Genomic DNA, 21,994 nt, shown 5'->3' on the forward strand with positions numbered 1-21,994 from the left:
AAGAAGGCCGTTTGTACGATACAAACGGCCTTCTTCTTTTTATAACAACTTACTTATTTCGCATGACGTTTTGCAAACTCCGCTTTTGCATCTTCAAGATATTTTACGAAGGCGTCTACATTTTCTTTCGGATCATAGCCATAACCAATGTTCAGCAGCGCGTTACCTTCCAGGTCTACCGGAATGTAGTATGGCTGTGAGTTACGGTTAAACTTGGTGATCTGGATATCCTGGTTCTTCAACCCAACATCCTTTACATTCAACCCGGAAGTTTTAGACTCATATCTTTCCTCATCGGAAAGTTTGGTCTTTTCATCGGTGTATAAAGAGGCCACGATAAAATCGTTGCGCAGGATCTTCATCACCGCCGGGTTGGACAATACAGACTTTTCAAACTTACGGCAGTTTACGCACGTGTGTCCGGTAAAGTCGATCATCAGTGGCTTGTTAGCCACTTTAGCTGCGGCCAGCGCTTCTTCATAATCAAAGAAAACGTGTTCCACACCGGGGATTTCAGAATGCAGCACATCTACCAGCTTTTTAGGCTTTACGGTATTGGCATTGTTGCCACCACTGGTACCGCCGCCTTCGCCGCTTTCCAGCGCTGCCTGAATATTTACCAGTGATTTATTAAGATTAAAATCCTGGGAGCCTTCATGCGGCAGGAATCCGCTGATTCCTTTCAGCGGGGCGCCCCACATACCAGGCACCATGTACACCGTGAATGTAAACGCCGCAATGGCAAAACAGAGACGGGTTACCGTGAGGAAAGGCACATCGCTGTCGTGGCTCAGCTTCAGCTTACCAACCAGGTACAGCGTGAGCAATGCAAAGATGGCAATCCACAGGGCGAGGAATATTTCCCGGTCCAGCAGATTCCAGTGATAAGCCATATCCACATTAGACAGGAACTTCAGCGCCAGCGCCAGTTCCAGGAAGCCCAATGTCACCTTCACCGCATTCAGCCAGCCGCCGGATTTGCCGATCTTATTCAGCAAACTCGGGAACAACGCAAATAAGGAGAAGGGTATAGCCAGTGCCAGCGAGAAACCGAACATCCCTACCAGCGGACCGGAGTTCCCTCCTTTTGCAGCCAGTACCAGCAGGTTCCCTAAAATAGGACCCGTGCAGGAGAAAGACACGATGGCCAGGGTAAGCGCCATGAAGAAAATACCCACCATACTGCTCATGCCCGCTTTGGAATCGGACACATTGGCCCAGGAGCTGGGTAAACTGATTTCAAAAGCGCCCAGGAACGAGAACCCGAACAACAGGAAGATCACAAAGAAGATCATGTTGGCGATACCATTACTGGCCAGTGAATTCAGCGCACTTGCACCAAATATTTTGGTGATCAGGAAGCCCAGCAGCGTATAGATAACGATGATAGACAGGGAATAGGTAAATGCGTTCCTGATACCCTGCGCCCTTGTTTGGCTACGCTTGGTGAAGAAGCTTACTGTGATGGGAATCATGGAGAATACGCAGGGCGTAATCAGCGCAATGAATCCACCACCAAAGCTGGCGATAAAGATCCACCACAACGATTTGTTGGACGCATCATCGTCCGCTACGCCACCTTTTACAGCAGCTCCCACCGTAGTGGTATCAGCGCCTGCTTTCGCGGCCGCAGGCTCTCCTGTTGGCACCTCGAATGTAGTTTCTTCCGGCACGGCATCTTCTCCTTTCAGCACCATATAAGTAATGGTTCCGGAAAGTTTGGAAACGGGTCCGGTGGCTTTTACTGCCGCTACCAGTTCCACTTCGTTCTCAAAATATTTGATCTCGAGATTATCGAATAAAGGTTCTTTGCGGTTTTCCAGTTTACCATTTTCTGTGATACCTGTAATAGTGGCTTTTACGCTGCTATCCAGTACTACCCTGGTATTGGGATCATCGTTTCCCATTGTGGTGGAAAAAAGCTGCCAGCCTTTCTCTACGGCGCCCTTCAGATGCAGCACATATTCCTGGTCACTTTTCTTTTCTGCAGAGAACTGCCATTTAACAGGCTTCGGGCTTGCGTCCTGCGCGTTTGCACTAAGTGCGAACAGGGCAAAGACAGGTATTAGAAATGAAAGCAAATGCTTCATATAGTCAATAGGCTTTAAATAATATAAATCTGAGAAAACAAGAAACGAGTTCCTTTTGAGGAACTCGTTTTGCGAGTATTGTTATCAGTTACCGGATTCAATTTATTTTCCTCCAACACTTACTGCAAATTCCACTTCTTTCGGTGGTAAACACTGATGGTCGTCACATACCATGTACTCTACGGATCCTTTTACTTTGGTAGCGGCTTTACCTTTTACCGTTACTTTTTGTACGAAGTCTACAGAGTTTTCGTAGAATTTCAGTTCTGAGTTAAAGTTTTTGTCGAATGACTTATGCAGTTTACCTACTTCTTCCACTTTACCTACAGAAGCGGCCAGTGGGTTTTTAGTAAACTTAAACGAGGTAGCTACCGGACCTTCTCCTGCTTCCTGTGCGTACAGATGCCAGCCGGCATCGATAGTGGCAGTAGCGTGTACTTCGTAGGTAGTGGCATTCACCTTCTTCGCTGTAAAGCTCCATTTTACCGGGTTCTCTATCTGTGCGCTTGCCAGGATGGGCAAGGCAAATAAAGCCAGTGCTGTTAATAATTTTTTCATGCTTTTCTTTTTAATTGGTTGGTTGATTTAATCTATCTAGTTGTTATTGATCAGACTTTGTAAAATCAGCTGCCCGTCTGTATTACCCAGGGCCAGGCTGGTAGCCCTTTCCGGGTGAGGCATCATTCCAAAAACATTTCTTGCTTTGTTACAGATGCCTGCTATGTTACGGATGGCGCCGTTGTGGTTAGCAGATTCAATAATGTTGCCAAACTCATCGCAGTAACGGAATAACACCTGGTTGTTCTTAAACAGTTCATCCAGGGTAGCGTCGTCGGCATAGTAACGGCCTTCTCCGTGTGCGATCGGAATCATTAATGGTCTGCCGGCTACATCTTTGGTAAGGGATGCAGTGGTATTTTCGCTTTTCAGGTATACATTTTTGCAGATGAACTGCTGGTGCTGGTTCTGTAATAATACGCCCGGCAGCAAACCTGCTTCGCATAATACCTGGAAACCGTTACAAACACCGATTACACGGCCACCTTTATTGGCAAATTCAATCACACTCTGCATCATCGGACTAAACTTCGCAATAGCGCCGCAACGCAGGTAGTCGCCAAAGGAAAAACCGCCTGGTAATACGATACAATCTTCTGTGCTGAATGCGCTCAGGTCTTTATCCTTATGCCACAGTTCTATAACTTCCTGTCCCAGGTCATTACGCAGGGAATCAATCATATCATGATCACAATTAGAACCGGGAAAGGTGACAACGCCAAATTTCATCTGAAAATGTTTTGTGTTTATGTGTAAATAATGCTTTTAAAAAACGTTTTTCCCCACGTTTTTGCCATCATTTTCACGAATGACAAAACTAATGGGAAAGGACAAAATTACTTCGCCGTTCGCAATTTTCCATTGCCGTTTGTCCTGATTTAACAAATTACTGGTAATCAGGCCCTTAAAATGGGGAAATCAGCTGAAATATTGCATAACAATCACATATGCCAGTGCAATGAAGTGGATAATGTTGGCAAAAGTATCGTTGGTAACCGACCAGAATACGTTACCGGCAAACATGGAGATCGGCAAAACTGCCAGTACCCAGTAGGCAGCTGAAAAGTGAACATTAAAGAACGGTACCATCATGGCTACCAGTACATATATGACTAATGCCGCCCATATTTTACGGCCCTGTATCAGCATTTTTTTAAGCGGGCGCTGCAACAGCACCCATCCGATCACAAAAAAGAGCAAACATGCAATCATGGCTCCCCATACCTTATAATCAGTGATCATGGGCAGGGAGGCCCCCATATTAGGGATCTTCCAGAGCAGGGTCATCTGACCGGTGAGGAACAGGTAGGTACCCATCAGGTATAATGGACAGATCAGGCCCAGCAGGGCAATGATCCACTCCGCCAGCCGGAAAGCACGCATAATGAGCATACTGGACAGCAGCAAAGAACAAAATATAACAGAGGGGAAGTAAAAGAGTCCGCTTATTCCCAGGGCAAACCCGATATTAAATACCACATCACGGGCGGAAGTACGTGTATACAGCTCCGTTATACTGGTAAATACCCATAACATAATGAGGTTCACAATGAGTGCCGGCGAAAATACGTTCCAGCTTTGCAGCATGGAGGTAAACAGCAGGTAACACATGGCCGGCAGGTAAGTAGGCCGCGGAAATAACCGGTGGTGATTAATGATACGGGTAAAAAGCAGTGATTGCAAAAACAGCAGTAACACGGCCATTGACGTAAAAACCAACGGACTGCCACCGGTAAATGTCTGCATCCATTTCACCAGCAGGTGATACAAAAGCCCTTCCGATCCGTCTGCCATGTAGGTTGATGGATGGATCAGATAGTAAAACTTAACAACCAGCGTGTATATTAACAACAGCAATACCGTTAGCGGATTGCCTGAGCGAAAAAATTTTATCACAGTGCAAAGGTGTGATTAAAAGTCAATTTTAGCAAAGCAAATATAATTCCTGTAAATACATGGTATCACCACGGTGCGGCCACTGATTTGTTTGCCATACCGGGGCATCCAGGTGAAACCCTTATCCAGGTTACGCAGCGTAGGCATGCGGTTCACTTTACCTCCCGGGGCCAGACTTACATCTGTTAACATATAATTTCTTCTGTCCAGTTCATTATACAGAAAACGTAATTCGCTGCCCACATTTACCATCAGGTAAGACAGGTACAGGTCGGCGTTATCATCATACTGGCTCTTATGTACAAAGTTATTCCACTGCATGTTTCCCTCATCGTCGAACGACAATACCGCTACATTATCATAATGATAACGTAATCCCTGTGAATTGTTCCAGTAGTAAGGATTGTAGTACATGGAAGAATAAGGGGAATAATAGTAAGGGGCATACATACCACCGTAAGGGCTGCCATACATGTAATTCCACCGGTTCCAGGGCTGGTAGCGGGAAGAAGTGGAAAAAGATTCTGCGGTGAGCAGGAATCCGCCATTGCTGGTATTAATCACCTTACGGATGAAGTAATCGTTAAAGGCCGCGCTGGTGCTCGATTCGCCACGGGCATTCACTTTCAGGTCGTCGGGGAATACCTGTGATTTCTCATACACCGTTTTATGATTGGCGTAATCGTATTTATACAGGTATAATCCTTCTACATTTCCTCTTTTCTGTTTATAATAAAAAGCAGTGACCAGGGCCGTTTGCTTATTGTTATCAAGTTTCATCTTTACCTCATCCAGCAATTGTGCTTTGAAAGCCATTGTGGAAGTTTCAAAGCTGTCTACCAGTGAACGTTTCACTACCATGCTGCCGCTCACCACATAGTCGCGGTTGGAGGTGCGTTCCAGTTTATTAAAGATCAGATCGCCGGTATTGGTGAGGTTAAAGTTGCTGAGGAACTGCTTCTTCTGCATGGGCATGGACAGGCGGCTGTTATTCACCAGGCTCATGGCACTGTCGTACAGGAAGGTATAAAATACGTTGTTGTTTTCGTTATCCTGGTTGATCTTATACACCATGATGCGGTTCTTATCTTCCGATACCTCAACAGAATATACTTTGTTCTCTTTAGAATAGATACCGATGCGGGTGGAATCGATCAGGATGGGCGCATCTGCAAACTTAGCTTCCGGCGACATGGTGGCGCAGAAGCTGTACACCGCATCCTTGCGCTGGAACTGGTAAATCATCAGCACCTTATCAGGATAGGCTACAAAGTCCATGCTGATCACTTTACGGGGCAGGAAGTCCAGTTTAACCCTTTCTTTCAGCTGCATCGCATTATCATATACAGACACTACAAAGTCGCCGCGGTCTGTTTTATACACCAGTATATTCCCTGCTACCTTACCAATGATTTCAAATTCGGTGCTTTTATAATCATCTTTCTCCGGTTCAGAATAGGTTATTTTCTGTGCCATTGCTGCTGTGCCGGCGAAAAGCAGCAACAATAATAACTGTAGGCGGTATAGCGTATGCATGCGGTAATATAGATTTCAGATATTTTTGTGATAATGCAGATGGCCCATTTGTATGTGCCATTTTCAAACTTACATTAAAATTCAGAAATTAAGTTGTCAATTTAAAGCTGGTAAGCCCTGCTTTTACATAAATTCCAAAAGGCCCGATTTATTGTGTATTTTTAATAAATTATTTTAAAAAAGCAGCTATTATTGAATGGAGACCGTTATTATAACCGGTGGAACAGGACTCATAGGGACGGCATTAACCCGGCTGCTGCTGGAGCGCGGCTACAAGGTGATTATCCTCAGCAGACGCCCCGATAAGCGCAGCATTAAGGATGTAACATACGCCCACTGGAACGTGGAAACGCAAACCATAGATAAAGAAGCCGTTCAACAGGCGGACTATATAGTGCACCTGGCTGGCGCCAATGTGGGCGAGAAACGCTGGACTGCTGCACGTAAACAGGAGATTATTGATAGTCGCACCAAAAGCAGTGATTTAATTTTCACCTCCCTGAAAAACTTCCCCAATAAAGTAAAGAAGGTGATCAGCGCTTCGGCAACGGGGTACTACGGCGAGTTTACAGACCATGTATTCACCGAAACGGATCCCCCGGCTACCGACTACCTGGCTACCACTACCCTCGCCTGGGAACAAAGCATTTCCAAAGTAACGACGCTTGGCAAAAAGCTGGTGATTTTCCGGACGGGGATTGTATTAAGTCCGGATGGCGGCGCTTTAAAGGAATTCTACAAACCGCTGCGGTTTGGATTTGCCACAGTGCTCGGATCAGGCGAACAGTTTGTTCCCTGGATACATATTCATGATATTGTACGCCTGTACTTCAATGCCATTGTGAACGACAAGCTGGAAGGCATCTACAATGCCGTGGCCCCCACCCCTGTTACCAACCGTGAACTGATACTGAGCATGGCCCGGCAGGCAAAAGGCGGCAGCTTTATGACTACCTATGTACCTACCTTTGCCCTGAAACTGGCATTGGGGGAAATGAGTGTGGAAGTATTGAAAAGTGTAAAGGCTTCTGCCGACAAAATACAACAAACCGGTTTCCAGTATTCTTATCCTACCATTAACGAGGCGATGGAGCAGCTGTTTAGCCGATAACGGTTTTCTCCATAGCGGCGGCTTTCAGCAGGCACTCTTCCCATTCTTTTTCGGGATCACTGTAAAAAGTGATGGCTGATCCGGTCTGGAAAGAGAGGTAGCGGTTTTCTGCGTTGTACAGCATGCTGCGGATTACTACATTAAAGTCGAAATCACCTGCCGGCGTAATATACCCAACGGCTCCGGAGTAAAGTCCGCGGCGGGTTTGCTCATATTGCTCAATGAGTTGCATCACCCTTATTTTTGGCGCACCCGTCATAGACCCCATCGGGAAGGCATTACGCAATACTTCCGTGAAGGGTGTTTCAGGAGACAGCTGTGCAGAAACAGTAGAGATCATGTGGTGCACATGCGCAAAGGAATAGATACCAAAAAGCTCCGTTACTTCCACCGTACCCTGCAATGCCGTGTGGGATAAATCGTTACGTACAAGATCTACCACCATTACATTTTCCGCGCGTTCTTTGGCGCTGTTCAGCAGTTCTTGTTGCAATTGCCGGTCTGTTTCCGGATTGGCATCTTTGCGGCTGGTACCTTTTATCGGCTGGGAGATAACGGTATTGCCTTTCTTTTGTACAAAGCGTTCCGGGCTGGAGCAGGCGAGGTAACGGTGATGCAGGCGGTAATAGGCCGCAAAAGGCGATGGCGACAAGGCATTTAACCGGGTAAATAAAGCCGGTGGATGTATGCTGATATTTTCCATGAAGTTTTCGCGGCAGAAATTCACTTCATAGCAGTCGCCCTGCAGGATGTGCTGTTGCAGGCTTTTCACTGCGGCAATATAGCGTTGATGATCCAGGCGGCTTTGCAATGGTTGCACCGGGGAAGTAACCACGGGCATAGTATCCACGGGCATCTGCAAAACGGCTGTCAGGATTTCCTGCGCCTCTTCTTTGCTGAAGGCTTCTCCGCCGATATGTACCTGTTCCTTTTGCAGTTGTATGATTACGCGGGGCACAAAGAAGTGCATATCCGGGAAACCGATACCATCGTGGTGTTGTGATTGAAGACCTGGTACCGTTTCATTTTTCAGATCGTAGGCGAGGTGGCCAAAGAGCCAGCCGGCGTGTGTTTGATGAAATTGCTGTAAGGCGGGGAAAGCGTTTCCGGCGTTTACTTCGAGGGTATGCAGCGCATCTGCAGCGAGTATGGCTTCATACTCATGCCAGGGAGAATCATAATTATTATTGTCTAAAAAACAACAAATGTTGAACTGGTTTCCCCAATCCAACATTTGTTGCTTAAATATTTTCTGATTATCAACCGGAAAAGTGTGGAATATCCTGATAACAATCGTGTTTTAGTGCTTAAAAATCATCATCGTCATCATCAAAACGATCGTTGAACAGATCCATGTCTTTGAATTCATCATCGATACCCAGGTCGTCGTCATCATCGGCTTTTTTGCTGCCAGTGCTGGGACGGCCGCGTTTACCTTTTGACTTAGGCATGTCAAATTCTTCAAAATCAGGATCATAATCATCATCTTCTCCTTTTTCCCACGCATCATCCACATCATCTTCCTCATCTGCGTCGTCTTCATCCTCATCATCATCTTTACGTTTTGATTTGGATGCAGACTTATCTGATTTCTTTGAGGCAGATTTGGAAGGTTTCACATCTTCATCATCATCTTCCTCATCATCATCATCCACCTCTTTCTTAGGCTTGGCCGCAGCTTTGGGAGCTTCTTTTGCAGTCTTAGGAGAAGTAGTTTTTTTGGTCTCTTTCTCTTTATCAGATTTTGATTTCATAATAGGTTACCTTATTTCTTTGCCGTAAAGTTTTAATAGTTTTTTTTATTCGCCAAATTTTTTTTGCTGTTTTTTTTCCTTACTTTTTGGTTCTACTTTTCAAGGATCTGATCGCGTCCGGGTCCGTTGGAAACGTATTTCACGGGAACACCCAGATACGAGTCTACTGCTGTAACAAATGCTTTCATCTCCGCCGGTAACTCGTTGAACTGCTGACAAGTAGAAGTTTTATCACTCCATCCTTTAAATGTTTCCCAGACAGGTTTAATGTCCAGACCGTTAATCTGGAAGGGCAATTGCTTTGTTTGCTTTCCGTCAATTTCGTAGGCGGTGCAGGCGAGTACTTCGTCGAATTCGTCGAGTACGTCGCTTTTTGTCATTACCAGTTGGGTAACGCCGCTCAGCATGCAGGTATAATTCAGTGCCACCAGGTCGATCCAGCCGCAACGGCGTGGACGGCCGGTTACCGCACCAAATTCGTGACCTGCGGAACGCAGCTTTTCACCGGTTGCATCATGCAGCTCGGTAGGGAAAGGACCGCTACCAACGCGGGTGCAATAGGCTTTGGTAACACCAATTACTTCTTTGATCCACTGCGGAGCAATACCTAAACCAGTACATACGCCGGCAGAGATAGTGTTGGAAGAAGTAACAAAAGGATAAGTACCAAAATCCACGTCCAGCATACTTCCCTGGGCGCCTTCAGCCAATACTTTTTTACCGGCTTTCAGTTTCTCATTCAGGAAATATTCGCCGCTTACCACGTTCATTTTCTGCAGGAAAGGAATGGCTTCGAAGAACTCAGCTTCCCAGTTGGCAATATCTTCTGAAAATTCATTTATATCATACTGACACAACAGCTGCAGGTGTTTCTGCTTCAGTTTTTCGTACAGTGTTTTAAAATCGGGAGATAAAACATCACCTACGCGCAAACCATTTCTGCCGGTTTTATCCATGTAGGCAGGGCCGATACCTTTTAAAGTGGAGCCTATTTTATCATTTCCTTTCGCTATTTCAGACGCTTTGTCCAGCGCGCGGTGTGTAGGAACAATGATATGGGTTTTTTCAGCAATAAACAGATTTTTTGTCAGATCTACTCCCAGGGCTGAAATATCTTCACTTTCTTTTTTGAAAGCTACAGGATCCAGCACCACACCGTTACCGATCAGGTTGATGGTTTTATCATGAAATACACCGGATGGAATGGTGCGCAATACTACTTTCTGACCGTTTACATACAAAGTGTGACCAGCGTTTGGTCCACCCTGGAAACGGGCAATCACGTCGTACCTGCCGGCAAAATAGTCCACAATCTTACCCTTGCCTTCGTCGCCCCATTGCAGGCCTAACAAAACGTCTACCATAATGATTTAATTAAATATCGGAGGTTTGTTGCTTTAAAAGAAGTCGCAAAATTAAGGCGAATATTAAGAATTACAAACAAATTACTAATTACACACCGGAATTGCGGATAAAAGGGAAGATTTCATCAAGATATTCTGAAACCTTCCCTTTTACCCGCCCTTCTTTATTTGCTGTTTGTATTTTTTTCTTTAAGATTCTTCGAGGCGCTGGATAGATTGTATTCCATCGAGCGTTTTAAGCCTATCCACGAGCTCGTCCAGTTCTTCCTTGTCGTGGACATATACTTTGATCAACCCCTCAAATAAGCCTTCTTTTGACTCAATGCTGAGGGCGGAGATATTAATCTTCAATTCACCGGAAATAATGTTTGTAATCTTATGGATCACGCCCACATCATCCATCCCGATAATGCGTAAGCCGGTGAGGAAGGAAATTTCGCGGTTCTTCACCCATTTGGTCTTTACCACGCGGTGACCATAGTTAGCCAGCAGCTGCGCAGCATTGGGGCAGTTGGTACGGTGTATCTTCAACCCTTCACTGGCGGTAATAAAGCCAAATACGTCGTCTCCCGGGATCGGGCGGCAGCAGTTAGCCAGTTTGTAGGCAATCTTGTCGGAGCTTTCTCCGAAGATGATCAGTTCTGCGTCTTTCTTGGAAGGCAGCTGATGCTTTACATGTTCTTCCGGTACGTGTTCCGGCACCTTCACCGGTTTTGGGGGTTCCAGTTTATCGCCCAGTACAGAAAACTGTTTCAGTTCTTTCAGATCGATATTGCGGACCGCCACCTGGTAATATAAATCCAGCGGGGACGGCTGTTTGTAGAACTGTACCAGTTCATTGATATTATGCTGACTGAAAGAAATATTCATGTGCGACAACTTACGCTCCAGCGCCGCTTTCCCGTCCATCGCCACTTTGCGCTTTTCTTCCTTCAGCGCATCCTTGATCTTGGATTTGGCTTTGGCCGTGAGCACAAAGTTCAGCCAGTCCTCCGAAGGCTTTTGTTTATTGGAGGTAATGATCTCTACCTGGTCGCCACTGCGCAGTTTATGGCTCAGGGGCACCAGTTTGTAATTCACTTTGGCGCCGATACACTTGTTCCCCACCGCACTGTGGATGGAGTAGGCAAAGTCGAGCGCAGTAGAGTTTACCGGCAATATTTTCAGATCCCCTTTGGGGGTATACACATAAATTTCTTCCGTAAAGAGGTTACTCTTAAAATCGGCCAGGAAGTCGAGCGTATTGGAATCGGGGTTGTTCAGGATTTCCCGGATCTGGGTGAACCACTGATCAAATTTAGATTCCTGCTGGGCAGAGGCATTGCTGCCTTCCTTGTACCGCCAGTGGGCGGCCACGCCTTTTTCCGCATAATCGTTCATGCGTTTGGAGCGGATCTGCACTTCCACCCATTTACCGCTGGGGCCCATTACCGTTACGTGCAACGCCTCATACCCGTTGGATTTGGGGTTGCTGAGCCAGTCGCGGGTCCTTTCCGGGCTTGGATGGTAAAAGTCGGTGATGATGGAATACACTTTCCAGCAATCTGCCTTTTCCTTATCTATCGAGGAATCCAGGATGATACGGATGGCAAAAAGGTCGTATACTTCTTCAAAGGCAACGCCTTTTGTTTTGATCTTGTTATGGATGGAATGGATTGATTTCGGGCGGCCATAGATCTCGAATTCAAATCCTTCTTCCTGCAGCACTTCCTTGATAGGCTTGATAAACTCGTTGATATAGCGGGTGCGTTCCCGTTTGGTTTCTTTGAGGCGCTTGGCTATTTCACGGTAAGTTTGCTGCTCCGTATATTTCATGGCCAGGTCTTCCATTTCGGATTTGATATTGTATAATCCGAGGCGGTGAGCCAGAGGCGCATAAATGAATACGGTTTCAGAAGCTATTTTCAGCTGTTTTTCGCGGCTCATGCTATCGAGCGTACGCATATTGTGCAGCCTGTCGGCCAGCTTGATCAGGATAACCCGGGGGTCATCTGCCAGCGTCAGTAATATTTTCTTGAAGTTTTCTGCCTGTGCGGTGCTGGTACTGGAGTCTATTACGGTAGATATTTTTGTGAGACCGTCTACAATATGAGCGATCTCATTCCCGAACTCGCGGGACACATCTTCCAGTGTTACTTCGGTATCTTCCACGGTATCGTGGAGCAGGGCACATATGGCGGAACGTACGCCAAGACCAATTTCTTCCACGCAAATCTGCGCCACGGCCAGCGGATGCAATATATAAGGCTCCCCGGATTTACGCCGCATTTCCTTGTGTGCATCTGCTGCCATTTCAAAAGCAGTACGTACCAGCTCCCTGTCGCCTTTTTTTAAACGGGGCTTCAACGCCCTCAATAAAGCACGGTAATGCCGAACGATTTCCTTCTTTTCCTGCTCTTCGTCTAAATTATATTTTTGTACAACCACTGTTTCCATTGGAATAAAGTTACGATTTAATATAATCTGAAAGAAAAAAGCAGGTTTTGACATAAAAACACCCATCCTTTGCCGGCGATAAAACCGGAAAGGATGGGGAGGTTGATTATTCGGCGGGAAAGAAAAATGTAAATCAGTGGATGGGTACGGTGATCTTCACCGGCAGGATGTCTTCCGGCACATTCAGCCGGAGACCTACGTTGTAAACGGTTTCCAGCTCTACACGGGGTACCAGTTTGAGTAACCGGCGCACACGGCCAATAAATACGTCCATACTGCGACTTGCGTAAAAATCTTCTTTTCCCCAAACCCGCAGCAGTACCTCGTCTTTTTGTACAATGATATTAGGCCTGCTGAGGAAATAACGCAGCATTTTTGCTTCAATGGGAGAAATTCTTCCTTTGGCCAGTTTGCTGCTGGTTTCAAAGATTTTGAGCTTCCGGTAATGGAAGGTGTAATTGGCTACCGTATGCCCTACCAGCAACTCTGTTCTGTTGGGGCGGGTCCACTTCAGGATCACCTTCATTCTTTTTACCAGTTCCTCAAAACTGAATGGCTTTACGAGGTAACCATCCCCTCCCAGCTGAAATCCGCTGATACGGTCTGTTTCTTCCGTCTTTTCAGCCGACAGGAAAAAGATGGGCGTCAGCATCGTAACATTCCGGATTTCCTTTGCCAGTTCAAATCCATTCATTTTTGGAAGAACGATGTCGATAAGACAAATGTCATACTTGGACCTTGAATAAAGGTTCCAGGCATCTACGCCGTCGAAACAATGCTCCACACTGTAGCCGGCCTGCTCCAGGTGCTGTTTGACGATACCGCCGAATGCCTTATCATCGTCAACAAGCAAGACTTTTGGGTTTCTGTTCATATAGCTACCATTTGTGATCAGTTTGACTATAAAACAAAAAAGAGATGACCACGGGTAAGCGTCCATCTCTTTTTTTTATTTATCAACACTAATTCACATTAATTCACACTACAATCACAACTTTTCCACAGCCGGTATTTTAATAGCTATTGCATGCTCAAATCCTTTATCACGGATAGATGCAGGAATCTGCACTTCTACCCCGGCGGCTGTAGTTTTCCACACCAGCTTATTATTGGTTCCCAGCACCTGTAAACGGGCGCCTTTCACCGGCGTTAATCCTTTAAATGAAATTACTGCAGGCAATTTCTCATTCTGATCCAACAGATAGATCGCATATACGCTGCCATCCTTTTTACGGGTGAAACACACTTTCCCGTCTTTGTAAGGAGCCACCGCACGGGTGCCATAAATAGCGTCCCCGTTAATATGAATCCATTCACCGATATGCTTCATGGTGGTGTAGGCATCATTATGCAGCTCGCCATCAGGGCCGGGGGCCACATTCAGCAGGTAGTTGCCGCCTTTGGCCACAATATCCACCAGGTTGTGGATCAGCACATTTACGGATTTGTATTTATCGTCCGGTACATACGACCAGGAGCTGCCCATTGTCATGCAGGTTTCCCAGGGATAGCTGAGCGGCTTATCAGGGATCTGCTGTTCAGGGGTGCGGTAGTTTTCGTAAGGGCCGTGTACACTGCGGTCCACTACAATCAGTCCGGGTTGGTGGCTGCGGGCCATCGTGGCAATTTTGCCCATATCTATATCCTGATCCTGCGGAGCCGTTTGGCTCCAGGAAAGGGATTCCTTTGTTTGTTGCTTCAACGGGCGCACCCAGCCGCCATCCAGCCAGAGGATATCCAGTTTACCGTAGCCGGTCATCAGCTCTTCAATCTGGTTATAGGTGTATTGTTTGAACTGGTTCCATCTTTCCGGATATTTCTTCAGGTCGTAGTTCGGGTTACGGTCCTTTGGCGGAAAGTAGCTCCACCAGTAGTATTCAGTGTGCCAGTCGGGCTTGGAAAAGTAAGCCCCTGCGTGTATACCTTCCTCACGGAAAGCCTGGAATACTTCCTTCGCCAGGTTGGCGCGCGGGTTCTTGCTGAAAGCGCCATCAGCGGCGGTTATCTTGTAGTCGGTTTGTTTGGTATCAAACATACAAAAGCCATCGTGGTGCTTGGTGGTAAACACCAGGTACTTCATCCCCGCGTCCTTTGCGGCTTTCGCCCATTTTTCCGGGTTGAAGTGAACGGGGTTAAAAGTTTTCCCCAGCGCCTCATACTTTTTCAGGTAATCGTAATAGGGAATACCTGCCGGCTTACGCTGTGTCCAGCCTTCATCTTCCGGGCAAATGCTCCAGGATTCCACCACGCCCCATTGGGAATAAGGGCCCCAGTGCATGATCATCCCAAATTTCCAGTCCTGCCACTCGTCCAGCTTCTTTACCACCGCCTGATCTGTTTCAGGCACATAAGGTGGTTCTTCATTCTGTGCGTGGAGGCCATTAAAGCCCAGCAACGCAAATCCCAATAAGATCAGGTATTTCTTTTTCATTGTCAGTTTTTATAAGACGATACTAAAGTAGTTACTTTCAATGCCTGGTGTATAAGCTCGGGCAGTTGGCCTGTCTGCAACCGGATGGTCCGGGTTTCTCCCGGCAACAGATCAAAGTAATTGTCTTCAAAATGATCGGTTGCAGTGGCCTTGTCCAGCGACAGGTAAACATTTCTTGCAAGCTTGTCTGTTTTCACGCGGATATAAACAACGCCTTTATCTTTGGCTACCTTGCTGGTTACCACATCCAGGTGTGGTACTTCCAGGTTCATATCCTTCGCAGGAGCAAAGTAAAAGATATTCCGCTCCATATCCTTACTGTCTATTCGCAGTTGCGCATAGAATATTACCCTTGCCGGGTTATTTCCCTGTAAAACAGCAGCGGTATCGATGGCGTGTAGTTTTTCACTGGTATTTGCTTTTACAGAGATATCCGTTAATTCCTTTTGCCAGATCACCTTACCGTTCAAATCCACTGCTTTCATCAGCAGGTCGGCTTTGCCCTGGTATTCGTCTGTTACGAGGTAGGTACACAGCTGTCCGTTTTCAATGACGCTGGATACCAGCCGTGGCCTGAATGCGTCCTTTACATAATACTGCAATGCTTTCCAGCGGCCGTCGTAATCCCGGCCCGACCAGGAAGCACCCGGCCAGCAGTCGTTCAGCTGCCAGTAGAGGGAGCCCATGCAATAAGGCATTGCCCTGCGATGGGCTTCTATAGCTACTTTCATGCCTTCTGCCTGTAACACCTGGCTGAGATAAACAAAAGAGGGAAAGTCTTTCGGCTCACGGTAGTAATGCAGCATGTATGTTTTGATGGCTGTATTTCCTTTAGCCGGACTTTTCTGGTGTGCCTGCATCACATTGGAAAAGATATCGTAGTCTTCTTTCGCAGCAAATGTGCGGATTGTTTCCATAGATGGGAAGGACTGGAAACCATATTCACTCATGAACCGTGGCACATGTGTATTGAATGCTTCAAACCATTCCATGCCATGCCATACGCCCCAGTAGTGATTATCTCCTTTGGTAAAATCTTCCGGTTTGCCCCAGTTGCTGATGGGGGAAGAATGAAAATAGAAAGCGCCCGGCTGATAAGCGGCTACCTGTTGTGGCAACACTTCTTTAAACAATTTATCATACCCCTGCTGCAAACTTTCCCACTGGGTATTCGTATAGGCGTAACCGCTTTGCCAGCCCCAGTTTTTAATGGCTACCGCTACTTCATTATTCCCGCACCACAGCGCCAGTGAAGGATGATTGCGCAAACGTTTTATATTATCTGCAGCTTCCGTTTTTACATTTTCCAGGAATGCCGGATCGGAAGGATAAAGGGTACAGGCAAACATAAAGTCCTGCCAAACCAGGATCCCGTGCTGATCTGCCAGCCTGTAAAAATTATCATCTTCATAAATACCTCCGCCCCATACACGTACCATGTTAAAGTTGGAAGTCACCATATCGTCAAACAGCTTTTCCTGTTTTTCTTTAGTTACGCGCGGCAGAAAATTATCCTGGGGAATATAGTTGGCGCCTTTCATAAACACGGGACGGCCGTTTACTTTTACATAAAACGACTCCCCGAGGCTGTCGGGTTTATTCACTACTTCAATAGTGCGTAACCCTATCTTACTGCTTTGAGTAGCCACTACCTTTTTATTGCTGAGCAGGTTGGCCTGCAGTTCGTAACAGAAAGGAGTGCCTATACCGGCAGGCCACCACAATACGGGCTTTTTTATAGAGAAGGGTACTTTTATTACATTGATGCCCGCCTGCAGGCTTACCGGTAATTTTGCCAGTTCAGGAGTAGATTTTGCGGGCAGCACCTGTAAGGTATATTCTCCCGCGGCTGCGGCTTCAATGGTCACTTCCGCCTGCATGTCTGCTTTGGTGGAATCCAGTTGCAGCTGTTGCCAGTATACATCGCGGATCACCGCTTTATTCCAGCTCCGCAATACAACGGGACGGTAGATACCGGACGTAACCAGCCGTGGGCCCCAATCCCAGCCGTAGTGATAGGGCGCTTTACGTGCATAAATACTGAGTGGAATATCGCTGGCATCGTTACCGGCGGGATAGATGATGCTGTCCTGCAAAAATTTGGGCATGTCTGTTTTGATGGGACTTTTAAACAGGATGCGCAGTTCATTGTCGCCCGCTACCAGCCATTCTTTTACACTGACCGTATGCGAAACAAACATGTTTGCCGACTGTAGTATTAAATGGTTATTGAGATACACATCTGCATAGGTATCCAAACCTTTAAACTCCAGTTCTATCACCTCTGCATTTAGTTCCTGCTTTTTGATGTGCCATCTTTTCCGGTATTGCCAGTCTTTCTTATCTACCCACTGCACGGCTTTTTCATTGGTTCCCACAAAAGGATCGGGGATTAAATGCTGTGCCAGCAAATCGGTGTGAACCGTTCCGGGTACGGTGGCCGGCCGCCAGATGCCTTCATCCACGCGGGAAAATTCCCAGCCGGTAAGCATAGGGTTGTTCTGTGCTATTCCATTGGTAAACAGGGTAAAAAACAGTCCCACTGTTAACAGTAAATATTTCATGTCCTATTTTTTCAGAAGGACCAAAAATAGCACTGATTTACGATCTTTGGGAGATGAAAAGTATCTGGCAACAAATATTGAGGTATCTGTATATCGGTAAGAAGGATCCCAATGCACCAAAAACACGTTACGTGGCGATGATGCATGGGATGAACAGAATTTCTTTGTTACTTTTTATAATCGCCATTATTATCATGGTGATCAGGCTGATCAGGCGTCACTAGGCGATGGCGTATTCGTAGATCACTTCTGCTGCGCGGCGGGAAGCATCCTTTTCTCCCAGCTTATGCCACAGCTCTGCATAGTCTTTCATCACGCGGCTTCTGGCGGCTTCATTATTCAGTAACGAGTTTAATTCCTTCAACAGGTTTTCTTCTGTGAGGTCGTGCTGAATCAATTCTTTCACTACCAGTTTATCCATCACCAGGTTTACCAGGGAGATATATTTTACTTTGATGAGATGTTTGGCAAAGAAGTACGAAATAGGATTTCCTTTATAGCACACTACTTCCGGCACTCCAAACAAAGCTGTTTCCAGCGTGGCTGTTCCGGAGGTTACCAATGCGGCTTTTGCCTGGCGCAGTAACTTATAGGTTTGTCCTTTTACCATCGACACGTTGGGATGCTGACCGGTAAGGCTTTCCAGGAAATGATCGTCCAGGCTGGGGGCCTGCGCCACTACAAACTGGTATTGCGGAAAGTGTTTCGCCATAGTGAGCATGATAGGCAGCTTTACGCTCACCTCCTGCTTACGGCTGCCCGGTAATACGGCGATCACGGGTTTATCTGATAACGGCGCATCAGCAGGCTGTTCTTTGGCAGCTTTAATTACTTCCACCAAAGGATGTCCTACGTATTCCGTTTCATAATTCCATTTATGATAAAATTCGGGTTCAAACGGGAGGATGCACAACATTTTATCTACATACTGCCGGAGTTTTTTCACCCTGTTCTCTTTCCAGGCCCATACCTGCGGGGAAATATAATACACTATTTTAAATCCCTGTTGTTTGCCCCATTCGGCAATGCGCATGTTAAAGCCGGGATAATCTACCAGCACCAGTACATCCGGTTTAAAGGCAGCGATATCTTTCTTACAAATTTCTATATTCTTTAAAATAGTGCGGAGGTTCATCACCACTTCCACAAAACCCATAAAGGCCAGTTCTTTGTAATGCTTTACCACATGGGCGCCGGCGGCTTCCATCAGGTCGCCTCCCCAGCTACGTATATCCGCAGACGTATCTAGCTGTCTTATTTGTTTTACAAGATTGCTGCCATGCAAATCACCTGACGCTTCTCCTGCAATAATGTAATATTTCAATATTCTTTGATTAAAAATTATCTGATCAGTTTGAGTAATAATATGCCAATGGCATACAGCATGGTCATCAGGAAAATGCCTTTGGCAGTGATATCCAGCCGTTTTCTTGTATACAGGAAAAACACCAGTCCGTTTAGTAACAGGCAGATGCTGGTGAGCTTCGGAATCATTTGTTTATTGTCTTTCAGGATACCGAGGAACTGTCCCAGTCCCACGTTGTTATGTGGCTTGATAACAAAAAAGTAATACAGGAAAAACGCAAACAGGGGTGTTAAAAACCCCAGTAAAATTCCTAACGGAAGATTGTCTTTTTTTAACATACTGTAATTATGATGGCGATATAACGAATGTTTACAGGTCTTTCCAATCTTCTTCCAGCTTCTTTTTCAATGAATAATTTGTGAGATCAAACTGCACCGGTACAATAGAGGCGTAATTATTTTCCAGTGCCCACACATCTGTATCCTGTCCGTTATCGCGGTTTTTAAATTCTCCTGTGAGCCAGTAGTATTTTTTACCGTGCGGGTCGCGGCGTTCATCAAATTCTTCCACCCATTTGGCATCTGCCTGCCGGCTGATTTTCAGTCCCCTGAAATTCTTTTCATCCACTATCGGAATATTTACGTTGAACAGGGTACCAGGTGGCAGATCGGATTCCAGCATTCTTTTGGTAACATTGTGCGCTACTTTTTTGGGCAGCGAAAAATCAGCATCATAGCTGTATTCCAGAAACGAGAAGCCTACGGAAGGAATGCCTTCTATGGCCGCTTCCATGGCGGCCGACATAGTGCCGGAATAAATCACGTTGATAGAATGATTGGCGCCATGATTGATACCGCTCACGCAGATATCCGGTTTACCATGCAGGATTTTATCGCGGGCCAGCTTTACACAGTCTACCGGTGTACCGGAGCACTGCCAGGCTTCTATTCCTTCAAAGATATCCACCTTTTCCAATCGCAAAGGAACACCGATGGTAATGGCGTGTCCTTTGCCCGACTGCGGACTATCCGGCGCTACCACCACTACTTTACCCAAAGGCTTCACTGCTTCTATCAGCGCCCGGATGCCCGGCGCCGTGATGCCGTCGTCGTTTGTTACCAGTATAACCCGCTCTTGTTTTGCCATAGTTCGCCTTTTTTCTTTGCTCAACAAATTTAAGCTCTCTGCCAAACATTTCGCTTTAAAAGAATGTGAAATATATGGATATTTCTACAGATCGGATTTTAATATTTTCCTGAAAACCAGGTAGATGCCCAGTGCGATATAGGCTATCATGGCTGTTACATACACATAGGCTTCGTACTGATCGCCGGTGGATACCATTTTACCCACCAGTGGAAATGGCAGCAGCTCGTCGCCGCTCTGCAGCGGCAGCAGGCCGCCAATAGCTCCGGCATTTCTTTTTACGATAAACGACAACAGCTGATCCAGCATCATATTGTAAGCCACAAAAAGCACGATGGCCAGCCCGGCCCGTTTCACCAACACACCTATCAGCAGGGCGATGGTAAGCATCACATTAAACTGCAGGAAGTAGTACAGCATGTAATGATATCCTTCCAGGCTGAAGGGTTTGTTGCCATAAATGATTCCCACCAGGGCGCCGCTGATAGTGGCCACCACCAATGTAAGCACGGAAATAGCCACCAGCCAGAATAATTTGGCGTATACAAACTGGCGTCTTTCCCAGCCGTCGATTACGTTCTGGCGGTTGGTACGGTACGTATATTCATTGGTAACCAGGATAATCAGGAGTAGTCCGAACAGCGCGGAGATATAGCTGTTCAGCGAAGCCATTGTGAGCCATACGTCCGGGAAGCTGAAGGGATTGCCAAGCATTTTGCTTATCTGTTCCAGGTTTCCGCTGAGTTTGTCGGCCACCATGAAATTGCCTGCGGGAATAATCACCAGCGCCAGCAGGAGCATTACCCAAAAGGTGCGGTAGTTCCTTACTTTGAGCCATTCGGTATAGATGATCTGTTTCATGATGCGGCGATATTGGTGATTTCCAGGAATGCGGTTTCAAGACTTTTCTTACGGAGTTGCAGGTAGCTGAGCCAGATGCCCTGTTGGGCACAGTAACTGTTGATGGCCGCCGCATCGGGAGATTCAGCGAAAAAAGCCCTCACGATGTTGCCCTGTATTTCGGCGCCGGTGCAACCGGGATACCGGAGCATGGCCGCCTGTAACTGCGTGTTGTCTGCTGCGGAGAGTTCCACAAAATCGTTGCGACTGATCACCGTGTGTACCGGGCCTGACAGCAATAACTGCCCGCTTCTCAAAATAGCCACATGTGTACATACCTTTTCTACTTCATCGAGCAGGTGGCTGGCGAGGATAATGGTTTTGCCGCTGTCTGCCAGTTTACGCACCAGCTCCCGCACTTCCGCGATACCGGAGGGATCGAGGCCATTGGTAGGCTCGTCCAGGATGAGTACATCGGGGTCGCCGAGTAAAACGGCGGCAATGGCCAGCCGTTGCTTCATGCCGAGTGAATACGTTTTAAAGGCCGAGTGCTGGCGTTGCGTAAGGCCACAGATCTCCAGTACTCTTGCGATGTCATCTTTCCCGCGCTGTTTGATAGCAGCGGAGATTTCCAGGTTTTTGTATGCACTGAGATAATGATAGAAATTGGGCGTTTCCAGCAAAGTACCTATTTGCCGGCGTTCCGCGGCGGAAGGCGCTTTATCAAAAAGGGTGAAGCTGCCGGTATCTGCTTTGAGTACATCGGTAACAATGCCGAGCAGGGTTGTTTTGCCGCTGCCGTTAGGCCCCAATACGCCGAACACGCTACCGGCCGGCACATCAAAGGAAACACCTGACAATGCCTGCACCGTTCCGTATTTTTTGGAAATGTTTTGTAAGGATAGAATTGGCACGGGAGTAAAATCTAAAGGATGAAAATAAAAAGGGAAATGCAGCGAATG

The 21,994-nt window shown here is 46.6% G+C and carries 19 protein-coding genes; 2 read left to right on the forward strand and 17 right to left on the reverse strand.

Features of this window, described 5'->3' with window-relative positions; genetic code table 11:
- Nucleotides 1-53: 53 nt before the first annotated feature.
- The 5 genes from V7S65_RS17930 to V7S65_RS17950 form a co-directional block, all read right to left on the reverse strand.
- Nucleotides 54-2,090 (reverse strand): protein-disulfide reductase DsbD family protein, encoded by a 2,037-nt coding sequence (locus V7S65_RS17930; protein ID WP_336387453.1) that lies wholly within the window; start codon nucleotides 2,088-2,090, stop codon nucleotides 54-56.
- 102 nt (nucleotides 2,091-2,192) lie between these two features.
- Nucleotides 2,193-2,648, reverse strand: coding sequence for a protein-disulfide reductase DsbD domain-containing protein (locus V7S65_RS17935; RefSeq protein WP_079469438.1), 456 nt, complete (start codon nucleotides 2,646-2,648; stop codon nucleotides 2,193-2,195).
- A gap of 36 nt (nucleotides 2,649-2,684) precedes the next feature.
- On the reverse strand, nucleotides 2,685-3,377 hold the full coding sequence (purQ, locus tag V7S65_RS17940) for a phosphoribosylformylglycinamidine synthase subunit PurQ (protein WP_079469439.1): 693 nt from the start codon (nucleotides 3,375-3,377) through the stop codon (nucleotides 2,685-2,687).
- Between the two features lie 189 nt (nucleotides 3,378-3,566).
- Nucleotides 3,567-4,544: a hypothetical protein gene (locus V7S65_RS17945; protein WP_147252293.1), complete on the reverse strand. Its 978-nt coding sequence runs from the start codon at nucleotides 4,542-4,544 to the stop codon at nucleotides 3,567-3,569.
- A 15-nt stretch (nucleotides 4,545-4,559) separates the two neighbouring features.
- Nucleotides 4,560-6,080, reverse strand: a complete 1,521-nt coding sequence (locus V7S65_RS17950) for a hypothetical protein (RefSeq protein ID WP_079469441.1) — start codon at nucleotides 6,078-6,080, stop codon at nucleotides 4,560-4,562.
- A 196-nt stretch (nucleotides 6,081-6,276) separates the two neighbouring features.
- Between V7S65_RS17950 and V7S65_RS17955 the strand changes: the two genes are divergently transcribed.
- Nucleotides 6,277-7,191 carry a TIGR01777 family oxidoreductase gene (locus V7S65_RS17955; protein ID WP_336387454.1) on the forward strand — a complete coding sequence of 305 codons (915 nt, stop codon included), beginning with the start codon at nucleotides 6,277-6,279 and terminating at the stop codon, nucleotides 7,189-7,191.
- Here V7S65_RS17955 and V7S65_RS17960 read toward each other — a convergent pair.
- From V7S65_RS17960 to V7S65_RS17990, 7 genes are all read right to left on the reverse strand, one after another.
- Nucleotides 7,181-8,425: an anthranilate synthase component I family protein gene (locus V7S65_RS17960; protein WP_336387455.1), complete on the reverse strand. Its 1,245-nt coding sequence runs from the start codon at nucleotides 8,423-8,425 to the stop codon at nucleotides 7,181-7,183. The genes V7S65_RS17955 and V7S65_RS17960 overlap by 11 nt on opposite strands.
- A gap of 73 nt (nucleotides 8,426-8,498) precedes the next feature.
- Nucleotides 8,499-8,945: a hypothetical protein gene (locus tag V7S65_RS17965; RefSeq protein ID WP_079469444.1), complete on the reverse strand. Its 447-nt coding sequence runs from the start codon at nucleotides 8,943-8,945 to the stop codon at nucleotides 8,499-8,501.
- 92 nt (nucleotides 8,946-9,037) lie between these two features.
- Nucleotides 9,038-10,309 (reverse strand): adenylosuccinate synthase, encoded by a 1,272-nt coding sequence (locus tag V7S65_RS17970; protein ID WP_079469445.1) that lies wholly within the window; start codon nucleotides 10,307-10,309, stop codon nucleotides 9,038-9,040.
- A gap of 189 nt (nucleotides 10,310-10,498) precedes the next feature.
- Complete coding sequence (locus V7S65_RS17975) at nucleotides 10,499-12,745, reverse strand: RelA/SpoT family protein (protein ID WP_079469446.1); 2,247 nt, start codon at nucleotides 12,743-12,745, stop codon at nucleotides 10,499-10,501.
- 133 nt (nucleotides 12,746-12,878) lie between these two features.
- Entirely contained in the window at nucleotides 12,879-13,619 is a 741-nt protein-coding gene (locus V7S65_RS17980; RefSeq protein ID WP_159454272.1) for a response regulator transcription factor, read from the reverse strand.
- Nucleotides 13,620-13,733: 114 nt separating this feature from the next.
- On the reverse strand, nucleotides 13,734-15,176 hold the full coding sequence (locus V7S65_RS17985) for an alpha-L-fucosidase (protein ID WP_111576753.1): 1,443 nt from the start codon (nucleotides 15,174-15,176) through the stop codon (nucleotides 13,734-13,736).
- A 2-nt stretch (nucleotides 15,177-15,178) separates the two neighbouring features.
- The gene (locus V7S65_RS17990) at nucleotides 15,179-17,740 is read right to left on the reverse strand and encodes a beta-mannosidase (protein ID WP_336387456.1); all 2,562 of its coding nucleotides are present in this window, start codon (nucleotides 17,738-17,740) and stop codon (nucleotides 15,179-15,181) included.
- Between the two features lie 53 nt (nucleotides 17,741-17,793).
- Between V7S65_RS17990 and V7S65_RS17995 the strand changes: the two genes are divergently transcribed.
- The gene (locus V7S65_RS17995; protein WP_310007521.1) at nucleotides 17,794-17,964 is read left to right on the forward strand and encodes a DUF6728 family protein; all 171 of its coding nucleotides are present in this window, start codon (nucleotides 17,794-17,796) and stop codon (nucleotides 17,962-17,964) included.
- Here the strand turns inward: V7S65_RS17995 and lpxB are convergent.
- The 5 genes from lpxB to V7S65_RS18020 form a co-directional block, all read right to left on the reverse strand.
- On the reverse strand, nucleotides 17,961-19,064 hold the full coding sequence (gene lpxB, locus V7S65_RS18000) for a lipid-A-disaccharide synthase (protein WP_336387457.1): 1,104 nt from the start codon (nucleotides 19,062-19,064) through the stop codon (nucleotides 17,961-17,963). The genes V7S65_RS17995 and lpxB overlap by 4 nt on opposite strands.
- A 17-nt stretch (nucleotides 19,065-19,081) precedes the next feature.
- The gene (locus tag V7S65_RS18005) at nucleotides 19,082-19,384 is read right to left on the reverse strand and encodes a hypothetical protein (RefSeq protein ID WP_079469450.1); all 303 of its coding nucleotides are present in this window, start codon (nucleotides 19,382-19,384) and stop codon (nucleotides 19,082-19,084) included.
- A 31-nt stretch (nucleotides 19,385-19,415) separates the two neighbouring features.
- Nucleotides 19,416-20,192 carry a 5'/3'-nucleotidase SurE gene (gene surE / locus V7S65_RS18010; RefSeq protein ID WP_079469451.1) on the reverse strand — a complete coding sequence of 259 codons (777 nt, stop codon included), beginning with the start codon at nucleotides 20,190-20,192 and terminating at the stop codon, nucleotides 19,416-19,418.
- Between the two features lie 84 nt (nucleotides 20,193-20,276).
- Nucleotides 20,277-21,053, reverse strand: a complete 777-nt coding sequence (locus V7S65_RS18015; RefSeq protein WP_111576755.1) for an ABC transporter permease — start codon at nucleotides 21,051-21,053, stop codon at nucleotides 20,277-20,279.
- Entirely contained in the window at nucleotides 21,050-21,901 is an 852-nt protein-coding gene (locus V7S65_RS18020; RefSeq protein ID WP_227024407.1) for an ABC transporter ATP-binding protein, read from the reverse strand. The genes V7S65_RS18015 and V7S65_RS18020 overlap by 4 nt, the downstream gene beginning before the upstream one ends.
- Nucleotides 21,902-21,994: the final 93 nt, after the last annotated feature.

Origin of the sequence: Chitinophaga sp. CCNWYY40, from assembly GCF_037483205.1 — a bacterium.
Classification (GTDB): Bacteria; Bacteroidota; Bacteroidia; order Chitinophagales; family Chitinophagaceae; genus Chitinophaga; species Chitinophaga ginsengisegetis.

Bases quoted from the DNA above. Each gene is read 5' to 3' on its own strand.
- V7S65_RS17930 (WP_336387453.1), bottom strand. From the start codon at position 2,090: ATGAAGCATTTGCTTTCATTTCTAATACCTGTCTTTGCCCTGTTCGCA.
- V7S65_RS17935 (WP_079469438.1), bottom strand. From the start codon at position 2,648: ATGAAAAAATTATTAACAGCACTGGCTTTATTTGCCTTGCCCATCCTG.
- purQ (WP_079469439.1), bottom strand. From the start codon at position 3,377: ATGAAATTTGGCGTTGTCACCTTTCCCGGTTCTAATTGTGATCATGAT.
- V7S65_RS17950 (WP_079469441.1), bottom strand. From the start codon at position 6,080: ATGCATACGCTATACCGCCTACAGTTATTATTGTTGCTGCTTTTCGCC.
- V7S65_RS17955 (WP_336387454.1), top strand. From the start codon at position 6,277: ATGGAGACCGTTATTATAACCGGTGGAACAGGACTCATAGGGACGGCA.
- V7S65_RS17960 (WP_336387455.1), bottom strand. From the start codon at position 8,425: ATGTTGGATTGGGGAAACCAGTTCAACATTTGTTGTTTTTTAGACAAT.
- V7S65_RS17965 (WP_079469444.1), bottom strand. From the start codon at position 8,945: ATGAAATCAAAATCTGATAAAGAGAAAGAGACCAAAAAAACTACTTCT.
- V7S65_RS17970 (WP_079469445.1), bottom strand. From the start codon at position 10,309: ATGGTAGACGTTTTGTTAGGCCTGCAATGGGGCGACGAAGGCAAGGGT.
- V7S65_RS17975 (WP_079469446.1), bottom strand. From the start codon at position 12,745: ATGGAAACAGTGGTTGTACAAAAATATAATTTAGACGAAGAGCAGGAA.
- V7S65_RS17980 (WP_159454272.1), bottom strand. From the start codon at position 13,619: ATGAACAGAAACCCAAAAGTCTTGCTTGTTGACGATGATAAGGCATTC.
- V7S65_RS17985 (WP_111576753.1), bottom strand. From the start codon at position 15,176: ATGAAAAAGAAATACCTGATCTTATTGGGATTTGCGTTGCTGGGCTTT.
- V7S65_RS17990 (WP_336387456.1), bottom strand. From the start codon at position 17,740: ATGAAATATTTACTGTTAACAGTGGGACTGTTTTTTACCCTGTTTACC.
- V7S65_RS17995 (WP_310007521.1), top strand. From the start codon at position 17,794: ATGAAAAGTATCTGGCAACAAATATTGAGGTATCTGTATATCGGTAAG.
- V7S65_RS18005 (WP_079469450.1), bottom strand. From the start codon at position 19,384: ATGTTAAAAAAAGACAATCTTCCGTTAGGAATTTTACTGGGGTTTTTA.
- surE (WP_079469451.1), bottom strand. From the start codon at position 20,192: ATGGCAAAACAAGAGCGGGTTATACTGGTAACAAACGACGACGGCATC.
- V7S65_RS18015 (WP_111576755.1), bottom strand. From the start codon at position 21,053: ATGAAACAGATCATCTATACCGAATGGCTCAAAGTAAGGAACTACCGC.